Source organism: Agarivorans sp. Toyoura001 (genome assembly GCF_005405585.1).
Taxonomy (GTDB): domain Bacteria; phylum Pseudomonadota; class Gammaproteobacteria; order Enterobacterales; family Celerinatantimonadaceae; genus Agarivorans.
In genome coordinates this window covers 25,180-47,403 of record NZ_BJEQ01000014.1, presented here as the reverse complement: position 1 = coordinate 47,403, position 22,224 = coordinate 25,180, and the positions used below count along the sequence as shown (strand labels likewise).

The following is a 22,224-nucleotide window of genomic DNA, read 5'->3' as shown; positions in this document are numbered from 1 at the left end:
TTAATGATAGAAAGGTTATCAATATGAATGTAGTTGCAGATGCTCCCGTGGAACATGTAGACAGACGTTATTCGAATCGACTTCGTTTTGCTAAAGGCTCAGGAGATTACCCAACCGGTGTTTTTGAGCTATTGGCTAGTAAAGAAGCCGAGCTCGATTTATTAAAACAACGAGAACAGCAGTTAGAGCTAGAAATTAGTTCGCTAAAACGTAACTGCCAAAAAGATTTAAAAGCGGGCTAGCCTTAGCCCGCTTTTTTTTTAGATTAAGCCTAGTAATAGCAGTGTAGCGCAAGCTACCGAGCCAGCAAATGCCACCCCGTAGAATAGTGCTTTTACTAGGTTACCAGCATGGATCCCAAAGTCGTGTAAGGTATGGTAGAGGCGATGCATGCACAACCACAGCGGTAAGCTTACAATCACCCAAATTACTGCCGCGCCTAACCAGTGTTGTGAGAAGGCTAAGACTCTTTCATAAGAAAACTGCTCGGCAGGAATAATTCCCAGAGGTACCAGTAGGCCAGTGATTAATATAGCAATAGGTGTGAACAGCGCAGCTACCATGCCGCCAGCGCCAAACATTCCCCAAAACACCGGTTCGTTAGAACGTTTCATCTGTTTCTCCTAAATCAATACCAATACTAGGCCAACTACACTTATACCCGCTAACGCGCCGTACATACTGTTAACTATCCAGCTGTCTGGCACTCGCTTTTGTCCAAGCCATAAGTTGGCGGCTTTAGGCGCTAGGCTAAACCAAGTAATGCTGTGATACAGCGTCCATACTAGGGTGAGCAAGTGAAAGGCAAGCCAAGCAGGTTGGCTCATTGCGCCTAACCAGCCATTGAATGCGTCAGTCCCTTGGCTTAAGCGGAACAAGCCAAATAGCAGCACCATGCTGTAAATAGCGATGACTAAGCTGGAGCCTTCGCGAATGATGTACTTGGTATGAAACGCGTTTTTAAGCCACCAAGTTGCGCCCATTTTGCGTTCGTAAGGTTTACGTTTAGTCATGCTTACTCTCCTGGCTTGAACATGGCAATTACATAGTCTTTAGCGCTATCTACTTTTCCAAGTTGAATTGCTGCTGCAGGGTCTACGTCTTTGGGACACACTTGTGAGCAGTAACCTACAAAGGTGCAGCCCCAAGCGCCTTCTTCGGCGTTAACTATCTTCATTCGCTCTGCTTTACCAGCGTCACGATTATCTTGGTTATAGCGATGCAATATGGCTAAAGCGGCAGGACCAGTGAATGATTTATCCAAACCATACTGCGGACACGCTGCATAACAAAGGCCACAGTTAATACACATGGAAAACTGCTTGTATTGCGCCATGTCTTTAGGTGATTGAGTGTGGCAACCATCGTCTAGCGACTTAGGATTATCGTTAATGATGTAAGGCTTAACTGACTCAAGCTTCTCGATGAAGTCGCTCATATCAACTACCAAGTCACGCTCGATAGGGAAGTTGGCTAAGGCTTCAACCTTCATTCCTTTTGGGTAATCACGAAGGAAGGTTTTACAACCTAACTTAGGTATCCCATTCACCATCATGCCGCAGCTACCACAAATCGCCATTCGGCAAGACCAGCGGTAGCTTAAGGTTGGGTCTAGTTCATCTTTAATGTAAGCCAAAGCTTCTAATAGCGACATCTCGCGAGTAAAAGGCACATCAAAGGTTTGCCATACCGGTTCTTTATCAGTTTCTGGACGATAGCGTAAGATCTCAATTTTCATCACTTCAGCCATTTTACTTCGCCTCCGCTTGTTTTTTAGCTGCTTCTTGAGCATCGGCGGCGGCGCCGTATACTCGTTCTGCAGGTTGAGATTTAGTGATTTTCACATCGCTGTAGCTAATTTCGGGCGCCATATCGGGGCGGTAATTCGCTAAGGTGTGTTTTAAAAAGTTCACATCGTCTCGTTGCTCAAAGCCATCAATGCGTTGATGAGAACCGCGACTCTCTTTGCGGTTAATCGCCGAAACAGCCATCGACTCTGCCACATCTAACAAATACCCAAGCTCTACGGCATACAGCCATTCGGTATTAAATACTTCACTGTTGTCGACTAACTTAATGTTTTTATAGCGCTGTTTTAACTCGGCGATTTTATCGATAGTTGTCTGCATTGCTTCTTCGGTTCGATAAATACCTACGCCATCTTCCATGGTGCGACCGAGTTCGTTGCGAATATCAGAAGTCTTTTCATCACCTTGATTGGTTTTTAAGGCTTGATACTTCGCTAAAGTCTGTTCCGCTTGGGCAAGTAGTGAAGCGCTATCGCTATGGGTTGATACTAGCGCATTACGTGCTGCAGATTCTCCAGCGACTTGGCCAAATACGGTAATCTCGGTTAAGGAGTTAGACCCCAAGCGATTAGCGCCATGTAAACCTACCGAGGAACACTCACCAGCGGCGTATAAGCCTTTTAATGAGGTGGCACAGCGGCCGTCAGTTTCAATTCCACCCATGGTGTAATGCACAGTAGGGCGAACAGGGATTGGCTCTTTCACTGGGTCTACACCCATGTAAGCTTTGGCTAACTCACAAATAAACGGCAGGCGTTCTAATAAGTAATCTTCGCCTAAGTGAGTGAGGTCGAGGTGAACATAATCGCCATTTGGCCCTTCAATGGTGCGACCTAGCTGGGCTTCTTGCCAGAAACATTGGCTTAAGCGGTCGCGTGGGCCAAGCTCCATGTATTTGTTTTTAGGTTCGCCGACTGGCGTTTCAGGTCCCAAGCCGTAATCTTGCAGGTAACGGTAACCGTCTTTATTGGTAAGAATACCGCCTTCACCACGACAACCTTCTGTCATCAAAATCCCTGAACCAGGTAAGCCCGTTGGGTGATATTGCACAAACTCCATGTCTCGCAGTGCTACACCATGGCGATAGGCCAAAGCCATGCCGTCACCGGTAACAATGCCGCCATTGGTATTAAAGCGATACACTCTGCCTGCGCCACCGGTAGCAATAATCACCGATTTGGCTTGAATCAATTTGGCTACGCCTTCGGCGATATCAAGGGCAATCACGCCTTTTACTTGGCCGTCTTCTACGACTAAATCTAAAACAAAGTGCTCGTCGTAACGTTTAATGCTGGGGTATTTAGTCGAGGTTTGAAATAAGGTGTGGAGAATGTGAAAGCCACTTTTGTCTGCAGCAAACCAGGTGCGCTCAATTTTCATTCCACCAAAGCGGCGAACATTAACGCTGCCGTCTGGTCGGCGAGACCACGGACAACCCCAGTGCTCAAGTTGAGTCAGTTCTTTGGGGGCTCGCTCAACAAAAAAGTCCACTACGTCTTGCTCACATAACCAATCGCCACCGGATACGGTGTCGTTAAAGTGGTTATCAAAGCTATCGTGGTCTTGGGCTACACCAGCAGCACCACCCTCGGCGGCAACCGTGTGGCTGCGCATTGGGTATACTTTTGAAATGAGAGCCACTTCTAACTCGGGGTGTTGCTCGGCAACTTCAATAGCAGCACGTAAGCCTGCTCCCCCAGCGCCAACAATGGCGACATCAGTTTTGATTACTTCCACGCTTTTCTCCATACGAAATAAGCCTACAATGATTGTGCGGGTATTCGCTTTTTGATGTTTGACTAAAATCAAATATTGGCGCTACTTTGAGCAGGCTTCCGAGATAATTTGTCTTTTGAGATATAACTCCCGCTTTTGTTAGCAAAGTGGTATAAAACCTCGCGATAAAAACTAACTCAATGCAGGAAAAAATTTGCATGTCTGAAACACTTTGGCAACCCTCTGCAAGTATCGAGACTCTTCAAGCTAGAGCAGAAATCATTAACAAAATCAGATGCTTTTTTGCTGCGCGAAAAGTGATGGAAGTAGAAACGCCAAGCATGAGCCAAGCGTGCGTGAGTGATGTTCATTTACATAGCTTTGCCACTACCTTAACTGGGCCGGCTGCGCCTCACTCCATGAGCTTGTATTTGCAAACCTCGCCAGAGTTTCATATGAAGCGCTTACTGGCGGCAGGTAGCGGCTGTATTTATCAAATCGCTAAGGCATTTCGCAATGAAGAAGCTGGGCGCTTTCACAACCCAGAATTTACAATGCTGGAGTGGTATCGCGTGGGTTTTGACCATTTCGCTTTAATGGACGAAATGGACACGCTGATAGACTTAGTGCTGGCTTGTGGTAGCGCTGAACGGTTAACTTATGTTGAGGCCTTTGAGCAAAGCCTAGGCATTAACCCATTAGGTGCTAGCCATGCCGATTTTGTTGAAGTAGCGAAGGGTTTGTCGGTAGCCGATTTAGTTGAGCAGGAAACTGATCGAGACACGATTTTACAATTGCTATTCTCTTTAGGAGTAGAGCCGTATATCGGCCAGCAGCGGCCTTGTTTTGTTTATCACTTCCCTGCTTCGCAAGCTGCTTTAGCTAAAATTTCAGCTACCGATCCCCGAGTGGCTGAGCGCTTTGAGCTTTATTTTAAAGGCGTAGAGCTAGCCAATGGTTTTCATGAACTAACCGATGCAGAAGAACAAGCACGGCGTTTTGCTAAAGACCAGCAAGTGAGAGAGCAACATGGTTTAGCCCCCGCGCAGATAGATAAACGCTTTTTAGCTGCCTTGGCTGCAGGTTTGCCAGAGTGTGCTGGCGTGGCCTTGGGCATTGACCGTTTATTGATGCTAGCGCTAGAAACCGACAATATTCAGCAAGTGCAAAGTTTTAGCATCGAGCGAGCTTAGTATTTCGCAGGGAGAGCAGGGAGCAATCGCTCCCTTTTTAGTTGGGCTGTTACAAAATAACCATCATGGCAATGTATAGCAATGCCAAGCCGGTGGTTCCCATAACCCCGCCAATTTTGATCAAATCTTTAGTTTCAATAAAACCGGTAGAATAGGCGAGGGCGTTGGGCGGAGTACTGACAGGCAACATCATGCCTAACGACGCCGACAGCGCGACAATAATCAACAATGTGGTGATTCCACCATCGCCATCTAAGCCACTTAAGCTGGTAGCTACCGCCGCTGCTATAGGCATAATTAAGTTAGCTGTTGCAGTATTTGACATAAAATTAGCCATAACCACACAGACTATCGATAGCACTACAATCACCGCTAAAGTCGGCATGCTAGAGAAGTCGATTGAGGTGGCGATTTTTGCGGCTAAACCGCTTTTTTCTAAGGCCATGCCCATAGCGATACCACCGGCTACTAACCACAATACATCCCAGTTAAATAGCTTTAAGTCGTCTTTACCGATTACGCCGGTAAGGGTGAACACAGCGAGTGGAATAATCGCCACCACGTAGCTGTTCATGCCATGCCAAGCGGTACTTAACCACAATAAAATAGTTAAGGCGAAAGTAGCGTAAACAATGTAGGCGCGAGTACTTTTTTGAAAAGTCCCTTTAAGATTTAGCTCCAAAACTCCGGTTTTTGATGGGTAAAGTTTACATAGTAAAAACCAAGCAATAGCGAGCTGAATAATCACAAAGGGAATACCAAAAGCCATCCAAGACGCAAAGGTAACTTGGCCTTCAGGAATATATTGCAGGGCGATGGCGTTAGGTGGAGTACCAATAGGAGTACCAATACCACCGGTATTGGCAGCAACTGGAATCGCCAAAATAAGCCCTTTCATGCCGAGATCGTTGCGCGGGGCTGCGGCAATAAGTGGGCCTACAATAGCGAGCATCATGACCGTGGTGGCAGTATTACTCATAAACATGCTGAAGATGGCGGTAATCAGCATAATGCCTAACATAATCATTGGGATGCGTTTGCCGAACGGTTTGAGTAGCACTCGTGCAAGGTTGTTATCTAGTTCAAACTTAGATGCCGCAATGGCTAAAGCAAAACCCCCCATGAATAAGATAATGATGGGCGAAGAGAAGGCATTAAAAATACTGGTGTAAGGCAGTAAGTCGCCCATTGGTGCGCTGCCATTATCGGCGATAAACACACTAATCCCTTGATTGGAAATAAGTACTAACTCAAGGGTAATGATCAGTAATGAGGTGGCAAATACCGGCACTGGCTCAAAAATCCACAGCAAAGCCGCCATTACAAAAATGGCAATGATTCGATGCTGTACTATGGTGAGGTCAGCTAAAGGAATTGCGCTGGTAGGCAGCGCCAAAATAAGTAGGGGAACAATTAAACAAACCAACAGCTTAAGGTGTTTATGCAAGGCCATGTTCTAAGATCTCTGAGCTAATTATTTGAAATAACGGTTTTTTTAAAGCTCTACGATACCCAAAGCCTCAACTAAGAATTGAGAGATACATCTAATTGTGGGTAGGCGATGTCTATGCTATTCGCCTTAAACTTGTCGTTGATCAAAGTGTACAACTCATGGGTCATCGGTAAGCGATAACGCATCTCACTTACATAGACTCGCATCTCGAATTTCATGCCGTTGTTAGTATATTCGGTGAAGTAAATTTCAGGTTGTGGGTTGGTTAATACTAAGCTGTTTGCTTCCACCGCTTCTTGCAATATCTGTGTCACCAAGTTGTTGTCGGAACCTTGTTTAACTTGCACCATGAGTACCACACGAGTTATTGGATCGGTCAATGACCAGTTAATAAACTGCTCGGTGATAAAGGCCTTGTTGGGCACAATAATCTCTTTTCTGTCCCAATCCACAATGGTGGTCGCGCGAGTTTCAATGTTGGAAATAGTGCCTGTTAGTTCGCGAATGGTGACGGTGTCGCCAATTCGAATGGGTTTTTCAAATAAGATGATTAAACCAGAAATAAAGTTGGCAAAAATTTCTTGCAAGCCAAAACCCAAACCAACGGTGAGAGCTGCCACTAACCACTGTAATTTAGACCATTCAATACCGAGTAATCCAAAGCCACTGAAGATACTAAATAGAATCACCATGTAATTGATCATTGTGGTGATGGCAAAGCCCGTTCCTGGGTTTAACGACAAGTGCTGCAATACCATTAGCTCTAACAAGCCTGGCAGGTTGCGAATCAACAGCATGGCAAAGAAGAATACTAATAGGGCTGAACCCAGTGAGCGTAGAGTAATTTCGTTGACCGCTGCCACGCCCGCGCGGCTGGTATTACTTTCCCATAAGGTAATATTATCTAGGAAGGAGAAAGCGCTGGTCATTTCAGACCAGCTAAACAGCAGTACTAATACCAGCGCTAAGATTAACGCGGCGCGCAACAACCCTAAAGATTGAGCGCTAATGGTATCTAGATCGATGACGGGTTCTTCAATCGCTTCAACAAAGCCTTCACTAGATATACTTGGATCTTCGTCTTCGGCGTGGCGTTGGGCAATCATCTCTGCGCGGCGCACCTTGGCGCGGTCAAAGGCAATTCGGCGACGTTGCAGTAACATCCAGCGATGAATAAGCAGGTAGCTAAGCATAAATACCACGGCAATAATAAAGCTCAGCACCACTTGCCAATATACGGTAAACGCAGTGGCAAAAAAGCCTGCGGCAGATGCCAAGGCCGCCATTAAAGGAATACTAATTGCCGCTCCCCAAATAAGCTTTTTGGCCAGTTGTGGTGCTTTAAAAATATCTAAACGGTAGTTAACCGGAAGCTCGATACGGTAAATACTGTGAAAGCCGTAAGCTACCCATAACAGCAGCCCGATAAAGGCTAAACGGGCTAGACCACTGTAAGCTGGTTGGCTGGTTTGTAGAATACAAAGGTTAAGAACAAAAACCAGCGGCAGGCTAATGTAAACTAAACGGCGAATAAGGGTAATAGCCTGCTGAATGTTGACCAGTGGCCACTTAAAGTGGGTATTGAGCAGACCGTTTTTCTGGCAAAACTGCTGCAGCAAATGGAATAGCCATAATACTAGTGCTACGTTGATTAGCGCATCACCAACATCCCGAGAAAAGGCATATTCCCACTTGTAGTTTAGGGCGAATCCAACACTTCCAATAAACAGGGCTAAGGGAGTGGCTAGCGCTGCACTAAGTAATAGATTCGACAAGGTATAGTGAAATTTATCGCGGGTAATGTTGCCGGTTTTAGAGTCAATACGTTGTAAATAGCCCTTTAACCAGTGCATTTTTAAATGACGCACATACACCATGCTTGCCGCCACCAAACTTAACCAAACCAGCCATAACCAAGATAAGTTTTGAATCGAGAGTTTCAGCTGTTTGAGTTGTTGGATATTCAATAACCAAATAACAGATTGGCGAACATCACTAAAAAAGCTGAGGTCGATGGCTTTTACATCTGCAGTCCAAAACAGCTCTTGATTGGCTTCTTGGTTAATAATGCGCAGTTCGTCATTGAGTTTGGAGTAATCTAGCTTTAGACGGGCTAATTCAAATAAACGAGAATCTAATTCAAGTTGATATTTATCGGATAGTTGCTGATTGAGTTTGAGGTGTTTGCGCAGTATCTGTTGCTGTTCGTCACTGAGGGATGCAATAAGCTGCTGTTTAGCCTGTTGTTGGGCTTGGCTACGCAAAGTGTAAATTAAGTTTTGGTGGCGATGTTTGCTAATCCTCACTTCAATAATTTGTTGTTCTATGGGCGCTAAGGTTTTTGCCTTGGGTAAGCTGCTGATCTGTTCACGCAAATATTCGCCATAAGAGCGGGTTACTTTTAGCCACGATACCTGTTCTTTGAAGTTGGCAAAGGTGAGTTTAATGTGCTCTAACTCGTTGTTAGCGTGTTGCTGCAGCAGAGCAATTTGCTCGCTTTGGTCAAACAAGGCCGACAATTGGCGTTGAATATGTTGGTTTTGATCCACGACCTCTTTCACGAGGGGCAGTTCTAAAAGCTCGGGCGCGGTAAAGGCTAACTGCTCTGATAAACGTTTTGCTTCGGCGCGATGTTCTTGAGATAGGCGATTTTTTAGTTCTTCAACAATCCGTTTTTGAGAAAATTGTTGGCGCTGTAACAGGCTTATCTCTAGTTGCAGTAGTTCATTACGTTGGTTGGCACTTTGTGCGGCTAGCTCTAACATGGCTAATTGAGCAGTTAAGCTTGCTTCGTTCACTTGTGTGCGAACGCGTTGGGCTTCTTCTACTTCGCTAAGCACACCAAATTGCAGAGCCTCTAGCTTGCTTCGCAAGGAGCTTAGTTGCTGACGCAGTGGACCACTGCGCTGGTGGTGCTCACTAACATCTAAATCTATGGCGAATTGGCGCTGTTTAAGTTCATCAATACGGGCACTGCTGCTGTTAAGTGTGGCTTGCCAAGTGTTTAGTTGTTCGGTGAGTTGATTAGAATTTAGCGTATCTAGCTGACTTATTTCAGGTGCTTGATACTGGTTAAGCTGGTCTTGTAAATCTTTACGCAGCCGCGAAAAATTATTAATAATGCTACGGTAATATTTGGCTTTTTCTCGGTAGTCATTGCCTTCTTTAAGCAAAGCTAAAGATTCTTCATAAATCAGCTGTTGCTGCTGAGTATTGAGGTTACTGGGTTGGGTATCTAAGGAACCAATTAAGCTTTTTAAGTGGTTTTCGCCACCCACGTTCGCTTGAGCCGCCATACAAAATATCAGTAAAGGTAAAGCAAGCCAGCGGAGTAAAAGCGTTGGTTTCATTCGTTAGGAGCCAAATTAAGTGCGCTAGTGATTGTTATTTATTTTATATTAAATAATTGAATTAGCGTAATAATAAGCAGAATTGAATCAGTCTTGAAGGGCTAGCCTTCAAGACTTGGTAGTATTTTACTGGGCTTTACTGGCGAAATGAGTGCCCATTACGGTGCTCACTGTTGGCGCGAGTGACTGTTCAAACTCAATGGCATCTTTAGCAAATAGCATTACCACGGTTGAACCCAGCTTAAAGCGACCCATTTCAGCACCTTTGTCTAGGCTAATATCTTGATCAGAGTAGTCCCAAGTAAACACCTGCTTGCTGCCTGGTGGCGTTACTGTGCCAGACCAAATGGTTTCAATGCTAGCAACAATAGTGGCGCCGACCAATACCATGGCCATAGGGCCAAACTCAGTATCAAAAATAGCCACTACGCGTTCATTGCGGGCAAACAAGTTAGGCACATTAGCGGCAGTTAGCGGGTTAACCGAAAACAGTTGGCCAGGCACATAGACCATTTTTCGCAGCTTACCCTTACAAGGCATATGAATGCGGTGGTAGTCTTTTGGGGCTAAATAAATAGTGGCAAAGTCACCATCGTTAAATGCTTCGGCAAGCTCTTTATCACCACCAAGTAACTCTCGCGCACTGTAATCATGGCCCTTAGCTTGAATAATTCGGCCATGCTGAATAGGTCCTAATTGGCTTACTGCGCCGTCTACTGGATGGGCCAAATTAGAGTCGCCATCTACTAAAGGGCGAGTGCCTGGTTTTAGTGGACGAGTAAAAAACGCATTAAAACTGGGATAGGCACTAGGTTCGCTGTTTACCGCATCGTTCATGTCTACTTGGTAACGATTAATAAACTTTTTAATCACCCAATGAGTGAGTTTTCCTGCTTCGGCTTGGGCCAGTTTACCCACTAAGCGAGATAAACCATGCTGTGGAAAGCAGTACTGGGCGGCAATTTTAATTTTGTCTAACACTCTATATTCTCATGGTCTGGTGAATTATTTTTTCCCGGGAATCGCCCGTGAAGGTTTGTTACTTTCCATTGTTTCTAATAAACGCTGGTAACTATCAAATCGCTGCTGCGAAATTTTGCCAGAGTCTATCGCTTCTTGCATAGCACAACCAGGATCACCTTGGTGCTTGCAGTCACGAAAACGGCATTGATTCAGCCAAGGACGAAACTCAATAAAGCCCCACGCAACACGTTCATTTTCTAAGTGCCACAATTGGAATTCGCGAACGCCGGGGGAGTCAATTAATCTGCCGCCACATTCTAAATGATACAAACGCGCGGTAGTGGTGGTGTGTTGGCCAAGCCCAGATACTTCTGAGACTTCTTTGGTATCAATGCTTTGTTCAGGCAATAAGCTGTTAACCAATGAGCTTTTACCAACACCCGACTGGCCAACAAAAATGTTGGTTTTGTTGGTCAGTTGTTGAGTGAGATCGTCTAAGCCTTCGGCTTGCTTGGTACTGGCAAAAATGACTGTGTAACCGAGTTTTTGGTAGTTTTCGAGCTGGGCCTCAATGGCTTGACGCTGCTCTAGATCTAATAAATCAACTTTATTGAGCAAAATGATCGGCTTTAAATCAACATCTTCTACTGCCACTAAATAGCGATCGACAATGTTAGTAGAGAACTCGGGCAGTACTGCAGAAACAATCACGACTTGGTCGATGTTAGCGGCAATGGCTTTAATTCCATCGTAAAAATCTGGGCGAGTGAGTACTGAGCGGCGCTCATGGCAGGCTTCAATAACGCCTCGAATGCCAGATTGCTCTTCGTTACCAGCGCGCCATACCACTTCGTCTCCGCTGACTAAGGAGCCAATTGAGCGGCGCATATTACAACGAAAAATTTCCCCACTGTTTGATTCAACATCGGCATGTTGACCAAAGCGGCTGATAATAGTTCCTTCTTGTTGGGGACCTAATTGGTCGTCCAACCATTGGTGACTATCTTCTTTTTTGAGGCGCTTTTGTTGGTTGCTTCGCACGCGGCGAAGTTGACCTTGGCTCAGTTTCTTTCTCTTGGTCACGAAAACTACTATTCAAGTAAGTGTAATAAATCGCTATGATACCGCTTATCAAAAAGATTTGCGGAAAATATTTCCACATATAAATAGGGTCAACATGACTGTTAGCGAACAGAATTTAGTTTGGGTTGATATGGAGATGACTGGTCTCGAGCCCATCAGCGATCGCGTATTAGAGATTGCTACCATCATTACCGATGCTCAATTAAACATACTTGCAGAGGGGCCAGTGATTGCTGTGCATCAATCTGATGAAGTATTAGCGGGTATGGATGAGTGGTGTACTAATACTCACACTGGCTCTGGTTTAGTTGACCGCGTGCGAGCTAGCACGGTAAACGAGCAGCAAGCTACAGAGCAAACTATTGCTTTTATTAAGCAATGGGTGCCTAAAGGAGTTTCGCCGATGTGTGGTAATAGCATTGGTCAAGACCGCCGTTTTATGCACCAGTACCTGCCTGAGTTAGAGCAGTTTTTTCATTACCGAAATATTGATGTAAGCACGGTGAAAGAATTAGCGCGCCGCTGGCAGCCAGAAATTCTTGATGGCTTTACTAAAAGCGGAACTCACTTAGCGCTAGATGATATTCGAGAATCTATTGCTGAAATGCAGCACTATCAAAAAACCTTCTTTAAACTGGGCGAAAACTAAACAAACAGTTTAAGAGCTGTAATTTTTTTAATTGCAGCTCTTGCAAAGGTAAAAATTCCTCGTATAATTCGCAGCCCTAAACAACGTGAAGCCACGGCTTAATGCTTGTTTAGTTGTAACACCTTGGGTGTTGCAAGAAAGAATAAAGCGGCACTAGCTCAGTGTGGATATAAAGAGTAGCGCAACCTTGGTTGAACTCTCTGCACACTAAATAGTGATTAAAGCGGCACTAGCTCAGTTGGTAGAGCGCAACCTTGCCAAGGTTGAGGTCATCAGTTCGAACCTGATGTGCCGCTCCAAATTAAAAGCTTTAGTCATCACCAAATGATTGAGGTTTAAAAAGCAGCACTAGCTCAGTGTGGATAACAAGAGTGGCACAACCTTGGTTGAGCACTTAAACACACTAAATAGTGATAAAGAATAAAGCGGCACTAGCTCAGTGTGGGTATTAAGAGTAGCGCAACCTTCGTTGAGCACTTGAACACACTAAATAGTGATAAAGAATAAAGCGGCACTAGCTCAGTTGGTAGAGCGCAACCTTGCCAAGGTTGAGGTCATCAGTTCGAACCTGATGTGCCGCTCCAAATTAAAGCTTTAGTTATCACCAAATGACTGAAGAAGTAAGAAAGATTCCAGCTAAAATATACTTAGCGAAGAATTAAGCAGCACTAGCTCAGAGTGGGTATAAAGAGTAGCGCAACCTTGGTTGAGCATTCTTACACGCTAAATAGTGATAAAGAATTAAGCGGCACTAGCTCAGTTGGTAGAGCGCAACCTTGCCAAGGTTGAGGTCATCAGTTCGAACCTGATGTGCCGCTCCAAATTAAAGCCCTGCATCATTGATGCGGGGCTTTTTTATTGCCAGGAATAAACATTTTTGGCTCTTTGCATTAAGCTAGCAGAATACCTTTCTTTAATAACTAGGCATTCGATGGTTCAGCTTGCTCAAATAAAACAAGCGCTTCGCAAACATGCCGATGCTGAAAAGGCCGCTTTTATCCCTCGATACTTTCAAGCCTACGCGGGTGGATATGGCGAGGGTGATCAGTTTCTCGGAATTCGGGTGCCAGATATTCGCAACGTAGCTAAAACTTATCCGCTGGCCATAGAAGAGTTGGATGAGCTCATTAGCTCGGCGTTTCATGAAGAACGCTTTTTTGCCTTAGTGGTGTTGTGTAGCCATTACCAAAAATCAAAGACACTGAGTCAGCAACAGCAGGTAATTGATTTTTATTTGCAGCATGTCCAATGGGTGAATAATTGGGATTTGGTAGATTGCTCGGCGCCCAAAATCGTTGGCCCGTATATTTGGCAACAGCAAGATAAGGATTTGTTAGAAAGGTTCGCTGCCAGTGACAGTATGTGGCAGCAACGCATTGCCATGGTGAGTTGTTTTTATTACATTCGACAAAATGACAGCCAGCTGACGTTATCTTTAGCCGAACGCTTTTGCACTCATTACCATCCATTAATGCATAAAGCGGTGGGCTGGATGCTGCGAGAGTTAGCCAAACGGAATCAACATGCTGTTGAAAGATTTTTGCAGCAACATCTCAATCAACTGCCTCGAGAGTTGCTGCGATATAGTATAGAGCGCTTTGATGAACCTTTGCGTAAGGCCTATTTAAGTGGAGACATTCTTAAATAGTTAACATTGATGCTGCGCGTACATGGCCGCGCCTACAATGCCTGCTTGGTTTAATCCTTGAGCTGGCAGAGCTTCCGCTTTAAGGGCCAGTTGCTCTGAGTACTTATCAAACTTTTTGCTGGCTCCACCGCCAATAATGAAACAATCGGGCGACATTAAAAACTCTAAGCGCTGTAAATATAAGTTGAAGCGCTTGCCCCACTTTTTCCAGCTAAGCTCTTCGGTTTCTCGCACTCGGGCACTGGCATAATGCTCAGCCACTTTTCCCTCAAGAATAATATGGCCAAATTCGGTATTAGGTAATAGCTCGCCATTGACAAAAACGGCGCTGCCTAAGCCGGTACCTACGGTAATAATGGCCACCACACCTTGATGATTTACACCCGCACCAAACGCCATTTCAGCCATGCCTGCGGCGTCTGCGTCGTTTACCACATAGCAGGGGCAATCGGTATACTCTGAAAACAAGGCTTCAACATTGGTACCAATCCAGCTTTTATCGATGTTAGAAGCGGTTTGCGCCACGCCATGACTCACCGTAGCTGGGAAGCCGCAGCCAATAGGCCCTTGCCAGGCAAAGTGCTCAACCATTTCTTTTAAGCAGGTGGCAACCGCCTGAGGAGTGGCTGGTTGTGGTGTTGCGATGCGGTGTCGTTCACTAATCAACTGACCCGTATTTGAATCAACGATGGCGGCCTTAATGCCTGTGCCACCTATATCAACGCCAAGTAAGTGCATGAGCTGCTTCCCATTATTTTATTCTAAAAAAGTGTAACAGAACTTAATGGCTCAGGGCATTAAGCATCTCGAGTTAATCCTTTTTCTATAATACGGATCAAACGTGCGGTTTTTCGTGAAGCTTTGCTGGCTTTGGCCAATTGTTGCTTAATGGCCCAATCAATATGCTCTTGTACAACGTCGCTAACATCTTGTTTTGACTGTAAGTCTTGAATGGCTTGTTCTGAGTAACTGGCATTACCTAAGGCAATGGCTATGTTTCGCAACCATTGCTGGTGGCCAATACGACGAATGGGGGAGCCTTCGGTTTTCTTAAGAAACTCTGTTTCTGTCCATGCAAAAAGTTGTAATAGCGTTGGTTGGTCGAGCTGTTCGCGGGCAGCAAAGTCGGCTTCTTGGGTTAGTTGTGCGTAACGGTTCCAAGGGCAGGCCAATTGGCAGTCGTCGCAACCATAAATACGATTGCCCATCAGGGGGCGCAGTTCTTCGTCTATCACACCATCGTATTCGATGGTGAGGTAAGAAATACAGCGACGCGCGTCTACTTGATATGGCTCAACAATCGCTTGAGTTGGGCAAATGGTGATACAGGCTACGCAATCTCCGCACTGCTCTTTAACTGGTTGGTCAATGGGCAGCGGTAAATCTACAAATAGCTCACCTAAGAAAAACCAAGAGCCCGCATCTTGATTAATCACCAAGGTGTGTTTACCGGTCCAACCCAATCCTGCTTTGCTGGCTAACTGGCGTTCCATTACTGGCGCAGAGTCCACAAAAGGACGCATATTTAGCTGCTGTTCACAGTAATCATTAATCGCTTTACCTAGGTGGTTCAGGCGTTTTCGCATTAGCTTGTGATAGTCGCGGCCCAATGCATAACGGCTTATGTAGGCTTGTTCGGTGTTACTTAGGCTTTGGGCAAATTTGGCATCTTCGGGCAAGTAATCCATGCGCACAGAAATAATTCGTTGAGTGCCTTCGTGTAATAGTTCGGGGTGTTTACGTAACTCAAGGTTTCGCGCCAGATAGTCCATTTCGCCGTGGTAGTCTTTAGCTAGCCATTGCTCCACAGATTGATGATGTTGACTAAGATCCACATCTGTTATGCCGATCTGTTGAAAACCTAGCGATTTAGCTGTCAGCTTGATATGTTGAACAAGCTGTTTTAGGTCAATTTCGGTTGGTATGGGCATGGCTCAAAAGCACGATTTATTTTCTTACAGTTTACCACAGACTTTATGGCGCGCCGAAGTAGTGAAAAGCCAAGAGGCCGTGATTGCCGATAAGTTAGGTATCAGCTTGTCACTGCTGATGGAGCGGGCTGGACAAGCCGCTTTTGATTATTTGCAGAGTGCTTGGCCAGGTGCGCAAAAACTATTGGTTTTAGCGGGTGGCGGCAACAATGGTGGCGATGCTTACGTAGTTGCTCGTTTAGCGAAACAGTCTGGTCAGCAAGTTCAAGTGATTGATCTTGGTAGCACAACAGGCAAGCCCAGTGAAGCTGGTGCGGCAAAAGAAGCTTGGGTAACTGCTGGCGGTAAGCTTGAGACATTGGATGAGCTTGACTGGCAGTGCGATGTGATTATTGATGGTGTGTTAGGTACCGGTATCACTGGCTCGCTTCGCCAGCCTTTATGTGACTTATTTGCCAAGGTTAACCTCGCTACAGCGCCAGTGTTGAGTTTAGATTTACCCTCAGGTTTGTGTGCCAATACTGGTCGCAACTTAGGCGCAGTTATTAAAGCGAATGCCACCATTACCTTTATTGCCGCCAAACAAGGTTTGTTTACCGGCCATGCAGCGGAATATGTCGGTGAGTTGGTATTTGCTGGTTTGGGCATTGACCAACAATTTGATAAATATAATGTAAGTGATGTTTCGCGGGTTGAGGTGAGCGAATTAACTCAAATGCTGCAGCGCCGTTCTAAAACAGCACATAAAGGACAATTTGGCCAGTTGGCTGTGGTGGGCGGAAAAAAAGGCATGCCAGGGGCTATTCGCATGGCCGCCGAAGCCAGCTTGCGAGCCGGTGCTGGTTTGGTCAATGTATTCACTCACCCTGATAATTCACCAGTCGTTAGCGCTGGTCGCCCTGAATTAATGGTAGCGGGTATAGGGCTTGAACACACAAAGCCGTTGGCTGAATCACTGAAGCCAGCCCGCTGTGTCGTGATAGGCCCAGGGCTCGGCCAAGATCAATGGGCAAAATTGCTGCTAACTGAAACCTTTAAGCAAACTGTACATTGTTTGGTTGATGCCGACGGGCTTAATCTTTTAGCACTAGCGCCGCTGCGTCGAAATGATTGGGTTTTGACTCCACACCCTGGTGAAGCTGCGAGACTGTTAGCTTGCTCTGTGGAAGATATTGAGGGTGATAGAATTGCAGCTGCACGCCATATCCAGCAAGCTTTTGGCGGCGTTTGTGTGCTTAAAGGTGCTGGAACCATCATTGCTGGGAATGACGGCAAAGTAAAAATTTGTAATGTTGGTAATCCAGGCATGGCATCTGGTGGGATGGGAGATGTTTTGTCTGGTATAATCGGCGGCTTAATGGCCCAATTTGCAGTGCAGCATTCGTTATTTGATATCGCCTGCCTTGGGGTGAGTATTCATGGAATGGCTGGAGATCTAGCCGCAGCGCAAGGCGAGAGAGGCATGTTAGCCTCAGACTTGATGCCTTATATAAGACAATTAGTGAATCCAGAACTGTAATGAAAACGTGGCAAATTGAACTAAACGACGCAGATGCAACCGTTGCTTTAGGTGAGTTACTGGCAAAAGCCTGCCAGAAAGCAAGTGTTATTTACTTAGAGGGCGAGCTTGGCGCGGGTAAAACCACCCTTACTCGAGGTTTTATTCAAGGAAAAGGGCACAAAGGTAAGGTGAAAAGTCCCACTTACACTTTGGTGGAACCTTATCAACTAGATACTTGGCGGGTTAATCACTTTGATTTGTATCGCTTGGCCGACCCTGAAGAGTTAGAGTTTATTGGCATTCGAGATTATTTTGCCGACGACTGTCTATGTTTGGTGGAGTGGCCAGAAAAAGGACAAGGCTTTTTGCCTGAGGCAGATTTGCAGGTTGAGCTGGTCTACCGCGGAGAGCAACGCAGCGCCGTAGTAAAAGCTTTTAGTGAGCAAGGAATAGAGATTGTGGAGTGGTTAAGTAAACATGGTGCATAGCCTTAAATTGAGCCCTTGGATGGGCTTATTTTTGTATTTTGTATGCGGCTTAGCGATGGCTAATGCAAATGTATCTGGGGTACGAGTGTGGAGCAGCCCGGATAATACGCGTATTGTATTAGACTTGTCGGGCGCTCCTGAATTTAAACACTTCAACCTCACCACGCCGAATCGTTTGGTACTGGATTTAGAAAACAGCAAAATGCTGGCTGAGCTAAGTAAGGTAGAATTATCGGGCTCATTGGTTAATAAAATTCGAGCCAGTACTCCAAAGGCGAAAGGTGATTACCGTTTAGTCATTGAGCTTAGTCAGGCGGTTAACCCTACTATCTTTGCGTTAAAACCTACCGGCAACTACGGCCACCGCTTAGTGATTGATTTACCAGACAAAGTAGGTACAGCTCAAACCAAGAAAAAACAGCAGCAAATATCCAAAGCGAAAAACCAACAGCAGTTAGCGGGAAATAGGGACATCATTATTGCGATTGATGCAGGCCATGGTGGCGAAGACCCTGGTGCTATTGGTAACCGTAGAACCTACGAGAAAAACATTACTTTAGCGATTGCTAAGCGCGCTCAGCGTTTGATTAATCAAGAAAAAGGCCTAAAAGCGGTGTTAGTTCGCGAAGGCGATTACTTTGTTAATCTGAATAAACGCTCGCAAATTGCCCGCAAAAATAAAGCAGACTTTTTAGTCTCTATTCATGCTGATGGCTTTACCTCTTCACAACCTAAAGGCGCGTCTGTTTGGGTGGTGTCTACTCGCCGAGCTAAAAGTGAAGTAGGCCGACATTTAGAAGATCACGAAGCTGAGTCAGATTTGCTAGGCGGAGTAGGCGAGGTAATGGGCAGTGTAGAAAATGATGCCCACCTTAACTTTGCATTAATTGATATGCAGATGGACTACTCGATGAATACCGCCTACGAGGTGGCCAAAAAAGTATTGAGTGAGCTGGGTAAGGTAACTAGTTTGCATAAGAAGCGCCCTGAACATGCAAGCTTAGCGGTGCTTAAGTCTCCTGATATTCCTTCTATCTTGGTAGAGGCTGGCTTTATTACCAACCATAACGAAGAGAAGCTGCTTAAAACTGGCAATCATCAAGAGCGCATTGCTAAAGCCGTGGTTAAAGGTATTAAAGCCCATTACCGTGCCAAGCCTCTTGCCGGGACGCTGTATGCGCAAACCTACGGGGTGAGAAAACACACCGTGAAAAAAGGTGAGTCTTTGTCGGTATTAGCTGCACGTTACAACACCAGTGTGGCAGGCTTGAAAAAAGCCAATAAACTATCTTCTAATACTTTAAAAGTTGGTCAAGTGCTGACCATTCCTAACAGTTAAATGGCTATTCAAATACTGCCCGCGCAGTTGGCTAACCAAATAGCCGCAGGTGAAGTGGTTGAGCGCCCGGCGTCAGTGGTTAAAGAGCTGATTGAAAACTGCTTGGATGCCGGTGCCACTCGTATCGATATAGAAATAGATAAAGGCGGCGCTAAACGCATTCTTATTCGAGACAACGGTTCAGGCATTGTAAAAGACGAGTTAAGTCTTGCATTAAGTCGTCACGCTACCAGTAAAATAGACAGCCTTGATGATTTAAGTGCCATTGCAACGCTAGGTTTTCGTGGTGAAGCGCTAGCCAGTATTAGCTCGGTATCGCGCTTGAGTTTAAGTTCGCGCACTTTAGAGCAAGAACAGGCTTGGCAGGCGCAAGCTGCCGGTCGAGACATGCAGGTAAGCTTGCAGCCCTGTGCTCACCCGGTGGGCAGTTCTGTAGAAGTATTAGACTTGTTTTTTAATACGCCCGCACGACGTAAGTTTTTGCGCACCGAAAAGACCGAATTTTCTCATATCGATGAGTTGTTAAAGCGCTTAGCCTTGAGCCGTTTTGATGTGGCGGTAAGCTTAAAACACAATGGTAAATTGATTCGCCAATACCGTATTTCTAAAGAGCTCTATAAGCAGTTAAAGCGAGTAAGTACTGTTTTGGGTGTGCCATTTACTCACCATTGTTTGCATCTAGACAATCAACATGATCAGCTACGTTTACATGGCTGGTTGGGTTTACCTGAAGTGGCTCGCGCCCAAAACGACCAGCAGTACTTTTATGTAAATGGTCGAATGATGCGTGACAAGCTACTACAACACGCAATTCGCCAAGCTTTCGCGCCGTATCTGGGTGATGACCAGCATGCTTGTTATGTTTTGTATTTAGAGCTGCCTTTAGACCAAGTCGATGTAAATGTTCATCCCGCTAAGCACGAAGTGCGATTTCATCAAGCTCGTTTGGTGCATGACTATATTGTTCAAGTATTGGGATCGGCCTTAAGCAAAATTCCTCAAGCCAATCAAACCGCAGAGCTATATTCTCACTGGACGAATGAAACAAGTGATAATGATTTTTCTACGCCAAGTGTTTCTCATGGCTACACCGCAACACCCGCTCCACGGGCGTCGTCACCAACAAGTGTCAGCACGGGCGGAGATAATCGTCATGCTTACCAATCTAATTTACATCGTGCAGAGCCGCCTAGCGTTCAAGAGCTAAATGCGAACAATCAATGGCTAAATACCAGCGCTAGTTTTACATCCAACTCAGCTTCACCGGCTGTAAAGCCTGCGGCTGAGTCAGTACTATACCCGCTGCATTTAGAAGCTAATGGCTACTTATTGGCTCGCCACCAACAGCAACTTGTGATGATTGATGTGTGGGCAAGCCAGCAGCATTTAGCGTTTAAGCAGGCGTTAGAGCAATGGCAGCAAGGTTTAGATAGTGTTCCGCTGTTATTGCCACTAAAGCTAAATATTGAGCCAGATTTACTCAATTTAGTTAAACAACAAAACGATTCACTGCGTCGTTTAGGTTTTAGTTTTAACTTAGTAAACAAGCAACAGCTAATTGTTGCTCAAGTACCCAAGCTATTCAGAAAAGTGGATTTTGCCTTGTTGATACCTAGCTTGTTGTTGGCGATGAGCCAATTACCTGATAGCGAATGGCAACAACCAGAGGCTTTGTTAAGTGGTTTGATCAAACTGCAAAACAAACCTAATGATTTTGCTTGGCAGCAGGCAGTAGAGTGTTGTCAGGGCTTACAACAGATTTATGCCGATGAGCTACCGAGTACATTTTGGCGACTAGTGGATTTATCTCCTTGTATCGCGGGGTTTGCCAATGAGTAATACATTACCGGTTGTTACGTTGATGGGGCCAACGGCGTCGGGCAAAACCGCGCTAGCTATTGAGCTTCATCAACAACAAGGTTTTGAGTTAATCAGTGTCGATTCCGCGCTAATCTATCGTGGAATGGATATTGGCACCGCTAAACCAACTGCAAAAGAGCAAGCCTTGGCGCCTCATGCTTTAATTGATATTTGCGACCCTACTGCGGTGTATTCTGCAGCAGACTTTCGTAAAGATGCGTTAGCAAAAATCAGTGAGATTCATCAGCGCGGTAACATCCCCTTATTGGTGGGGGGAACCATGTTGTATTTTAAAGCTCTAGTGGAAGGCATTGCTGATTTACCTGAAGCAAATCCGTTGTTACGCGAACAAATTCAACAAGAAGCTGCATTAGGCTCTTGGGAGCTTTTGCATCAGCAACTAGCAGGTTTTGACCCAGTAAGTGCGGCCAGAATTAGCGTTAATGATCACCAACGTTTGCTGCGCGCAATTGAAGTTTACCGACTGAGGGGGAAATCTTTAACCGAGATTAATCAGCAGCCACTGCCTGAATTGCCATTTAAAGTGCATCAATTTGCTATTGTGCCGAAAGAAAAAGCGCAGTTGCACAGTCTCATTGAACAACGATTTACAATAATGCTTGAACTTGGTTTCGAAGCTGAGGTCAAAGCGCTGATGCAAAGAGGAGATTTGGATTTAAGCTTACCCTCAATGCGTAGCGTTGGGTATCGCCAAATGTGGCAATACCTCAGTGGTGAAATAGATTACGATGAAATGGTTTTTCGCGGCGTTGTAGCCACCAGGCAGTTAGCCAAGAAGCAAATGAACTGGTTAAAATCGTGGTCATCGTTGACCTGGTTAGAAAGCGCAAACCCGGAAAACAACAAAATTATTACTAAATCGCTAAGTGATACTTGAAAATGTCGCTATAAGGCTCCAACTTAGTGGTATATAATCGAATTTGATCTGTGCCAATTAATTAATAAGAAAAAAGGAACAATAACATGGCGAAGGGGCAATCATTACAAGACCCATTTTTGAATGCGTTACGACGTGAACGCATTCCCGTTTCAATTTATTTAGTAAACGGTATTAAGTTGCAAGGCCAAGTTGAATCATTTGATCAGTTTGTAATCTTGTTGAAAAACACTGTCAGCCAGATGGTATATAAACATGCTATCTCTACTGTGGTTCCAGCGCGCGCTGTTCCACACCACACCCCAGTACCTGGCGAAACCAAAACCGAAGAGTAGAATATTGCG

20 protein-coding genes and 3 tRNA genes are annotated in these 22,224 nt (G+C 45.3%); 13 read left to right on the top strand and 10 right to left on the bottom strand.

Annotation, left to right across the window (positions count from 1 at the left end; genetic code table 11):
* The first annotated feature begins 23 nt into the window (after window positions 1–23).
* Window positions 24–242, top strand: coding sequence for a hypothetical protein (locus tag FFR00_RS15555; RefSeq protein ID WP_137674340.1), 219 nt, complete (start codon window positions 24–26; stop codon window positions 240–242).
* Window positions 243–260: 18 nt separating this feature from the next.
* On the opposite strand, the gene frdD is transcribed toward FFR00_RS15555, so the two are convergent.
* Genes frdD through frdA form a run of 4 tightly spaced genes read right to left on the bottom strand, consistent with a single transcriptional unit; the run spans window position 261 to window position 3,545 of the window.
* Window positions 261–614: a fumarate reductase subunit FrdD gene (frdD, locus tag FFR00_RS15550; protein ID WP_137674339.1), complete on the bottom strand. Its 354-nt coding sequence runs from the start codon at window positions 612–614 to the stop codon at window positions 261–263.
* Window positions 615–623: 9 nt separating this feature from the next.
* The gene (locus FFR00_RS15545) at window positions 624–1,013 is read right to left on the bottom strand and encodes a fumarate reductase subunit C (protein ID WP_137674338.1); all 390 of its coding nucleotides are present in this window, start codon (window positions 1,011–1,013) and stop codon (window positions 624–626) included.
* A gap of 2 nt (window positions 1,014–1,015) precedes the next feature.
* Window positions 1,016–1,750: a succinate dehydrogenase/fumarate reductase iron-sulfur subunit gene (locus FFR00_RS15540; protein ID WP_137674337.1), complete on the bottom strand. Its 735-nt coding sequence runs from the start codon at window positions 1,748–1,750 to the stop codon at window positions 1,016–1,018.
* Window position 1,751: 1 nt separating this feature from the next.
* Window positions 1,752–3,545, bottom strand: coding sequence for a fumarate reductase (quinol) flavoprotein subunit (gene frdA, locus FFR00_RS15535; protein WP_137674336.1), 1,794 nt, complete (start codon window positions 3,543–3,545; stop codon window positions 1,752–1,754).
* A 197-nt stretch (window positions 3,546–3,742) separates the two neighbouring features.
* On the opposite strand from frdA, the gene epmA reads away from it, so the two are divergent.
* Window positions 3,743–4,717, top strand: coding sequence for an elongation factor P--(R)-beta-lysine ligase (epmA, locus tag FFR00_RS15530; RefSeq protein ID WP_137674335.1), 975 nt, complete (start codon window positions 3,743–3,745; stop codon window positions 4,715–4,717).
* Window positions 4,718–4,766: 49 nt separating this feature from the next.
* On the opposite strand, the gene FFR00_RS15525 is transcribed toward epmA, so the two are convergent.
* The 4 genes from FFR00_RS15525 to rsgA form a co-directional block, all read right to left on the bottom strand.
* Complete coding sequence (locus FFR00_RS15525; RefSeq protein WP_137674334.1) at window positions 4,767–6,170, bottom strand: DASS family sodium-coupled anion symporter; 1,404 nt, start codon at window positions 6,168–6,170, stop codon at window positions 4,767–4,769.
* Between the two features lie 71 nt (window positions 6,171–6,241).
* Window positions 6,242–9,520 (bottom strand): miniconductance mechanosensitive channel MscM, encoded by a 3,279-nt coding sequence (gene mscM / locus FFR00_RS15520; RefSeq protein ID WP_137674333.1) that lies wholly within the window; start codon window positions 9,518–9,520, stop codon window positions 6,242–6,244.
* Window positions 9,521–9,646: 126 nt separating this feature from the next.
* The gene (gene asd / locus FFR00_RS15515) at window positions 9,647–10,501 is read right to left on the bottom strand and encodes an archaetidylserine decarboxylase (RefSeq protein WP_137674332.1); all 855 of its coding nucleotides are present in this window, start codon (window positions 10,499–10,501) and stop codon (window positions 9,647–9,649) included.
* Window positions 10,502–10,525: 24 nt separating this feature from the next.
* On the bottom strand, window positions 10,526–11,566 hold the full coding sequence (gene rsgA / locus FFR00_RS15510; protein WP_137674331.1) for a small ribosomal subunit biogenesis GTPase RsgA: 1,041 nt from the start codon (window positions 11,564–11,566) through the stop codon (window positions 10,526–10,528).
* A 94-nt stretch (window positions 11,567–11,660) separates the two neighbouring features.
* Between rsgA and orn the strand changes: the two genes are divergently transcribed.
* From orn to FFR00_RS15485, 5 genes are all read left to right on the top strand, one after another.
* Window positions 11,661–12,215 carry an oligoribonuclease gene (orn, locus tag FFR00_RS15505; protein WP_137674330.1) on the top strand — a complete coding sequence of 185 codons (555 nt, stop codon included), beginning with the start codon at window positions 11,661–11,663 and terminating at the stop codon, window positions 12,213–12,215.
* A 223-nt stretch (window positions 12,216–12,438) separates the two neighbouring features.
* A tRNA-Gly gene (locus FFR00_RS15500) sits at window positions 12,439–12,514 on the top strand.
* Window positions 12,515–12,723: 209 nt separating this feature from the next.
* Window positions 12,724–12,799: transfer RNA gene (locus tag FFR00_RS15495), tRNA-Gly, on the top strand.
* Between the two features lie 161 nt (window positions 12,800–12,960).
* Window positions 12,961–13,036 (top strand) — tRNA-Gly (locus tag FFR00_RS15490).
* A 110-nt stretch (window positions 13,037–13,146) separates the two neighbouring features.
* Window positions 13,147–13,863: a DNA alkylation repair protein gene (locus tag FFR00_RS15485; protein WP_137674329.1), complete on the top strand. Its 717-nt coding sequence runs from the start codon at window positions 13,147–13,149 to the stop codon at window positions 13,861–13,863.
* On the opposite strand, the gene ppgK is transcribed toward FFR00_RS15485, so the two are convergent.
* Together ppgK and queG are read right to left on the bottom strand one after the other, a co-directional pair.
* The gene (ppgK, locus tag FFR00_RS15480; protein WP_137674328.1) at window positions 13,864–14,601 is read right to left on the bottom strand and encodes a polyphosphate--glucose phosphotransferase; all 738 of its coding nucleotides are present in this window, start codon (window positions 14,599–14,601) and stop codon (window positions 13,864–13,866) included. It lies immediately after the preceding gene.
* Window positions 14,602–14,660: 59 nt separating this feature from the next.
* The gene (queG, locus tag FFR00_RS15475; protein ID WP_137674327.1) at window positions 14,661–15,794 is read right to left on the bottom strand and encodes a tRNA epoxyqueuosine(34) reductase QueG; all 1,134 of its coding nucleotides are present in this window, start codon (window positions 15,792–15,794) and stop codon (window positions 14,661–14,663) included.
* Here queG and FFR00_RS15470 point away from each other — a divergent pair.
* From FFR00_RS15470 to hfq, 6 genes are all read left to right on the top strand, one after another.
* Window positions 15,793–17,313 carry an NAD(P)H-hydrate dehydratase gene (locus FFR00_RS15470; protein ID WP_137674326.1) on the top strand — a complete coding sequence of 507 codons (1,521 nt, stop codon included), beginning with the start codon at window positions 15,793–15,795 and terminating at the stop codon, window positions 17,311–17,313. The genes queG and FFR00_RS15470 overlap by 2 nt on opposite strands.
* The gene (gene tsaE / locus FFR00_RS15465; protein WP_137674325.1) at window positions 17,313–17,783 is read left to right on the top strand and encodes a tRNA (adenosine(37)-N6)-threonylcarbamoyltransferase complex ATPase subunit type 1 TsaE; all 471 of its coding nucleotides are present in this window, start codon (window positions 17,313–17,315) and stop codon (window positions 17,781–17,783) included. The genes FFR00_RS15470 and tsaE overlap by 1 nt, the downstream gene beginning before the upstream one ends.
* On the top strand, window positions 17,773–19,122 hold the full coding sequence (locus tag FFR00_RS15460) for an N-acetylmuramoyl-L-alanine amidase (RefSeq protein ID WP_137674324.1): 1,350 nt from the start codon (window positions 17,773–17,775) through the stop codon (window positions 19,120–19,122). Before tsaE ends, FFR00_RS15460 begins: the two co-directional genes overlap by 11 nt.
* Window positions 19,123–20,961 carry a DNA mismatch repair endonuclease MutL gene (mutL, locus tag FFR00_RS15455; protein WP_137674323.1) on the top strand — a complete coding sequence of 613 codons (1,839 nt, stop codon included), beginning with the start codon at window positions 19,123–19,125 and terminating at the stop codon, window positions 20,959–20,961.
* Window positions 20,954–21,880, top strand: coding sequence for a tRNA (adenosine(37)-N6)-dimethylallyltransferase MiaA (miaA, locus tag FFR00_RS15450; RefSeq protein WP_137674322.1), 927 nt, complete (start codon window positions 20,954–20,956; stop codon window positions 21,878–21,880). Before mutL ends, miaA begins: the two co-directional genes overlap by 8 nt.
* A gap of 86 nt (window positions 21,881–21,966) precedes the next feature.
* Complete coding sequence (hfq, locus tag FFR00_RS15445) at window positions 21,967–22,215, top strand: RNA chaperone Hfq (protein WP_137674321.1); 249 nt, start codon at window positions 21,967–21,969, stop codon at window positions 22,213–22,215.
* Window positions 22,216–22,224: the final 9 nt, after the last annotated feature.

What these genes read in the sequence shown, in the direction of transcription:
- orn (WP_137674330.1), top strand. Translation starts at nt 11,661, where the DNA reads ATGACTGTTAGCGAACAGAATTTAGTTTGGGTTGATATGGAGATGACT.
- epmA (WP_137674335.1), top strand. Translation starts at nt 3,743, where the DNA reads ATGTCTGAAACACTTTGGCAACCCTCTGCAAGTATCGAGACTCTTCAA.
- ppgK (WP_137674328.1), bottom strand. Translation starts at nt 14,601, where the DNA reads ATGCACTTACTTGGCGTTGATATAGGTGGCACAGGCATTAAGGCCGCC.
- hfq (WP_137674321.1), top strand. Translation starts at nt 21,967, where the DNA reads ATGGCGAAGGGGCAATCATTACAAGACCCATTTTTGAATGCGTTACGA.
- FFR00_RS15555 (WP_137674340.1), top strand. Translation starts at nt 24, where the DNA reads ATGAATGTAGTTGCAGATGCTCCCGTGGAACATGTAGACAGACGTTAT.
- queG (WP_137674327.1), bottom strand. Translation starts at nt 15,794, where the DNA reads ATGCCCATACCAACCGAAATTGACCTAAAACAGCTTGTTCAACATATC.
- mutL (WP_137674323.1), top strand. Translation starts at nt 19,123, where the DNA reads ATGGCTATTCAAATACTGCCCGCGCAGTTGGCTAACCAAATAGCCGCA.
- FFR00_RS15485 (WP_137674329.1), top strand. Translation starts at nt 13,147, where the DNA reads ATGGTTCAGCTTGCTCAAATAAAACAAGCGCTTCGCAAACATGCCGAT.
- tsaE (WP_137674325.1), top strand. Translation starts at nt 17,313, where the DNA reads ATGAAAACGTGGCAAATTGAACTAAACGACGCAGATGCAACCGTTGCT.
- FFR00_RS15460 (WP_137674324.1), top strand. Translation starts at nt 17,773, where the DNA reads ATGGTGCATAGCCTTAAATTGAGCCCTTGGATGGGCTTATTTTTGTAT.
- FFR00_RS15545 (WP_137674338.1), bottom strand. Translation starts at nt 1,013, where the DNA reads ATGACTAAACGTAAACCTTACGAACGCAAAATGGGCGCAACTTGGTGG.
- miaA (WP_137674322.1), top strand. Translation starts at nt 20,954, where the DNA reads ATGAGTAATACATTACCGGTTGTTACGTTGATGGGGCCAACGGCGTCG.
- mscM (WP_137674333.1), bottom strand. Translation starts at nt 9,520, where the DNA reads ATGAAACCAACGCTTTTACTCCGCTGGCTTGCTTTACCTTTACTGATA.
- FFR00_RS15540 (WP_137674337.1), bottom strand. Translation starts at nt 1,750, where the DNA reads ATGGCTGAAGTGATGAAAATTGAGATCTTACGCTATCGTCCAGAAACT.
- FFR00_RS15470 (WP_137674326.1), top strand. Translation starts at nt 15,793, where the DNA reads ATGGCTCAAAAGCACGATTTATTTTCTTACAGTTTACCACAGACTTTA.
- FFR00_RS15525 (WP_137674334.1), bottom strand. Translation starts at nt 6,170, where the DNA reads ATGGCCTTGCATAAACACCTTAAGCTGTTGGTTTGTTTAATTGTTCCC.
- frdD (WP_137674339.1), bottom strand. Translation starts at nt 614, where the DNA reads ATGAAACGTTCTAACGAACCGGTGTTTTGGGGAATGTTTGGCGCTGGC.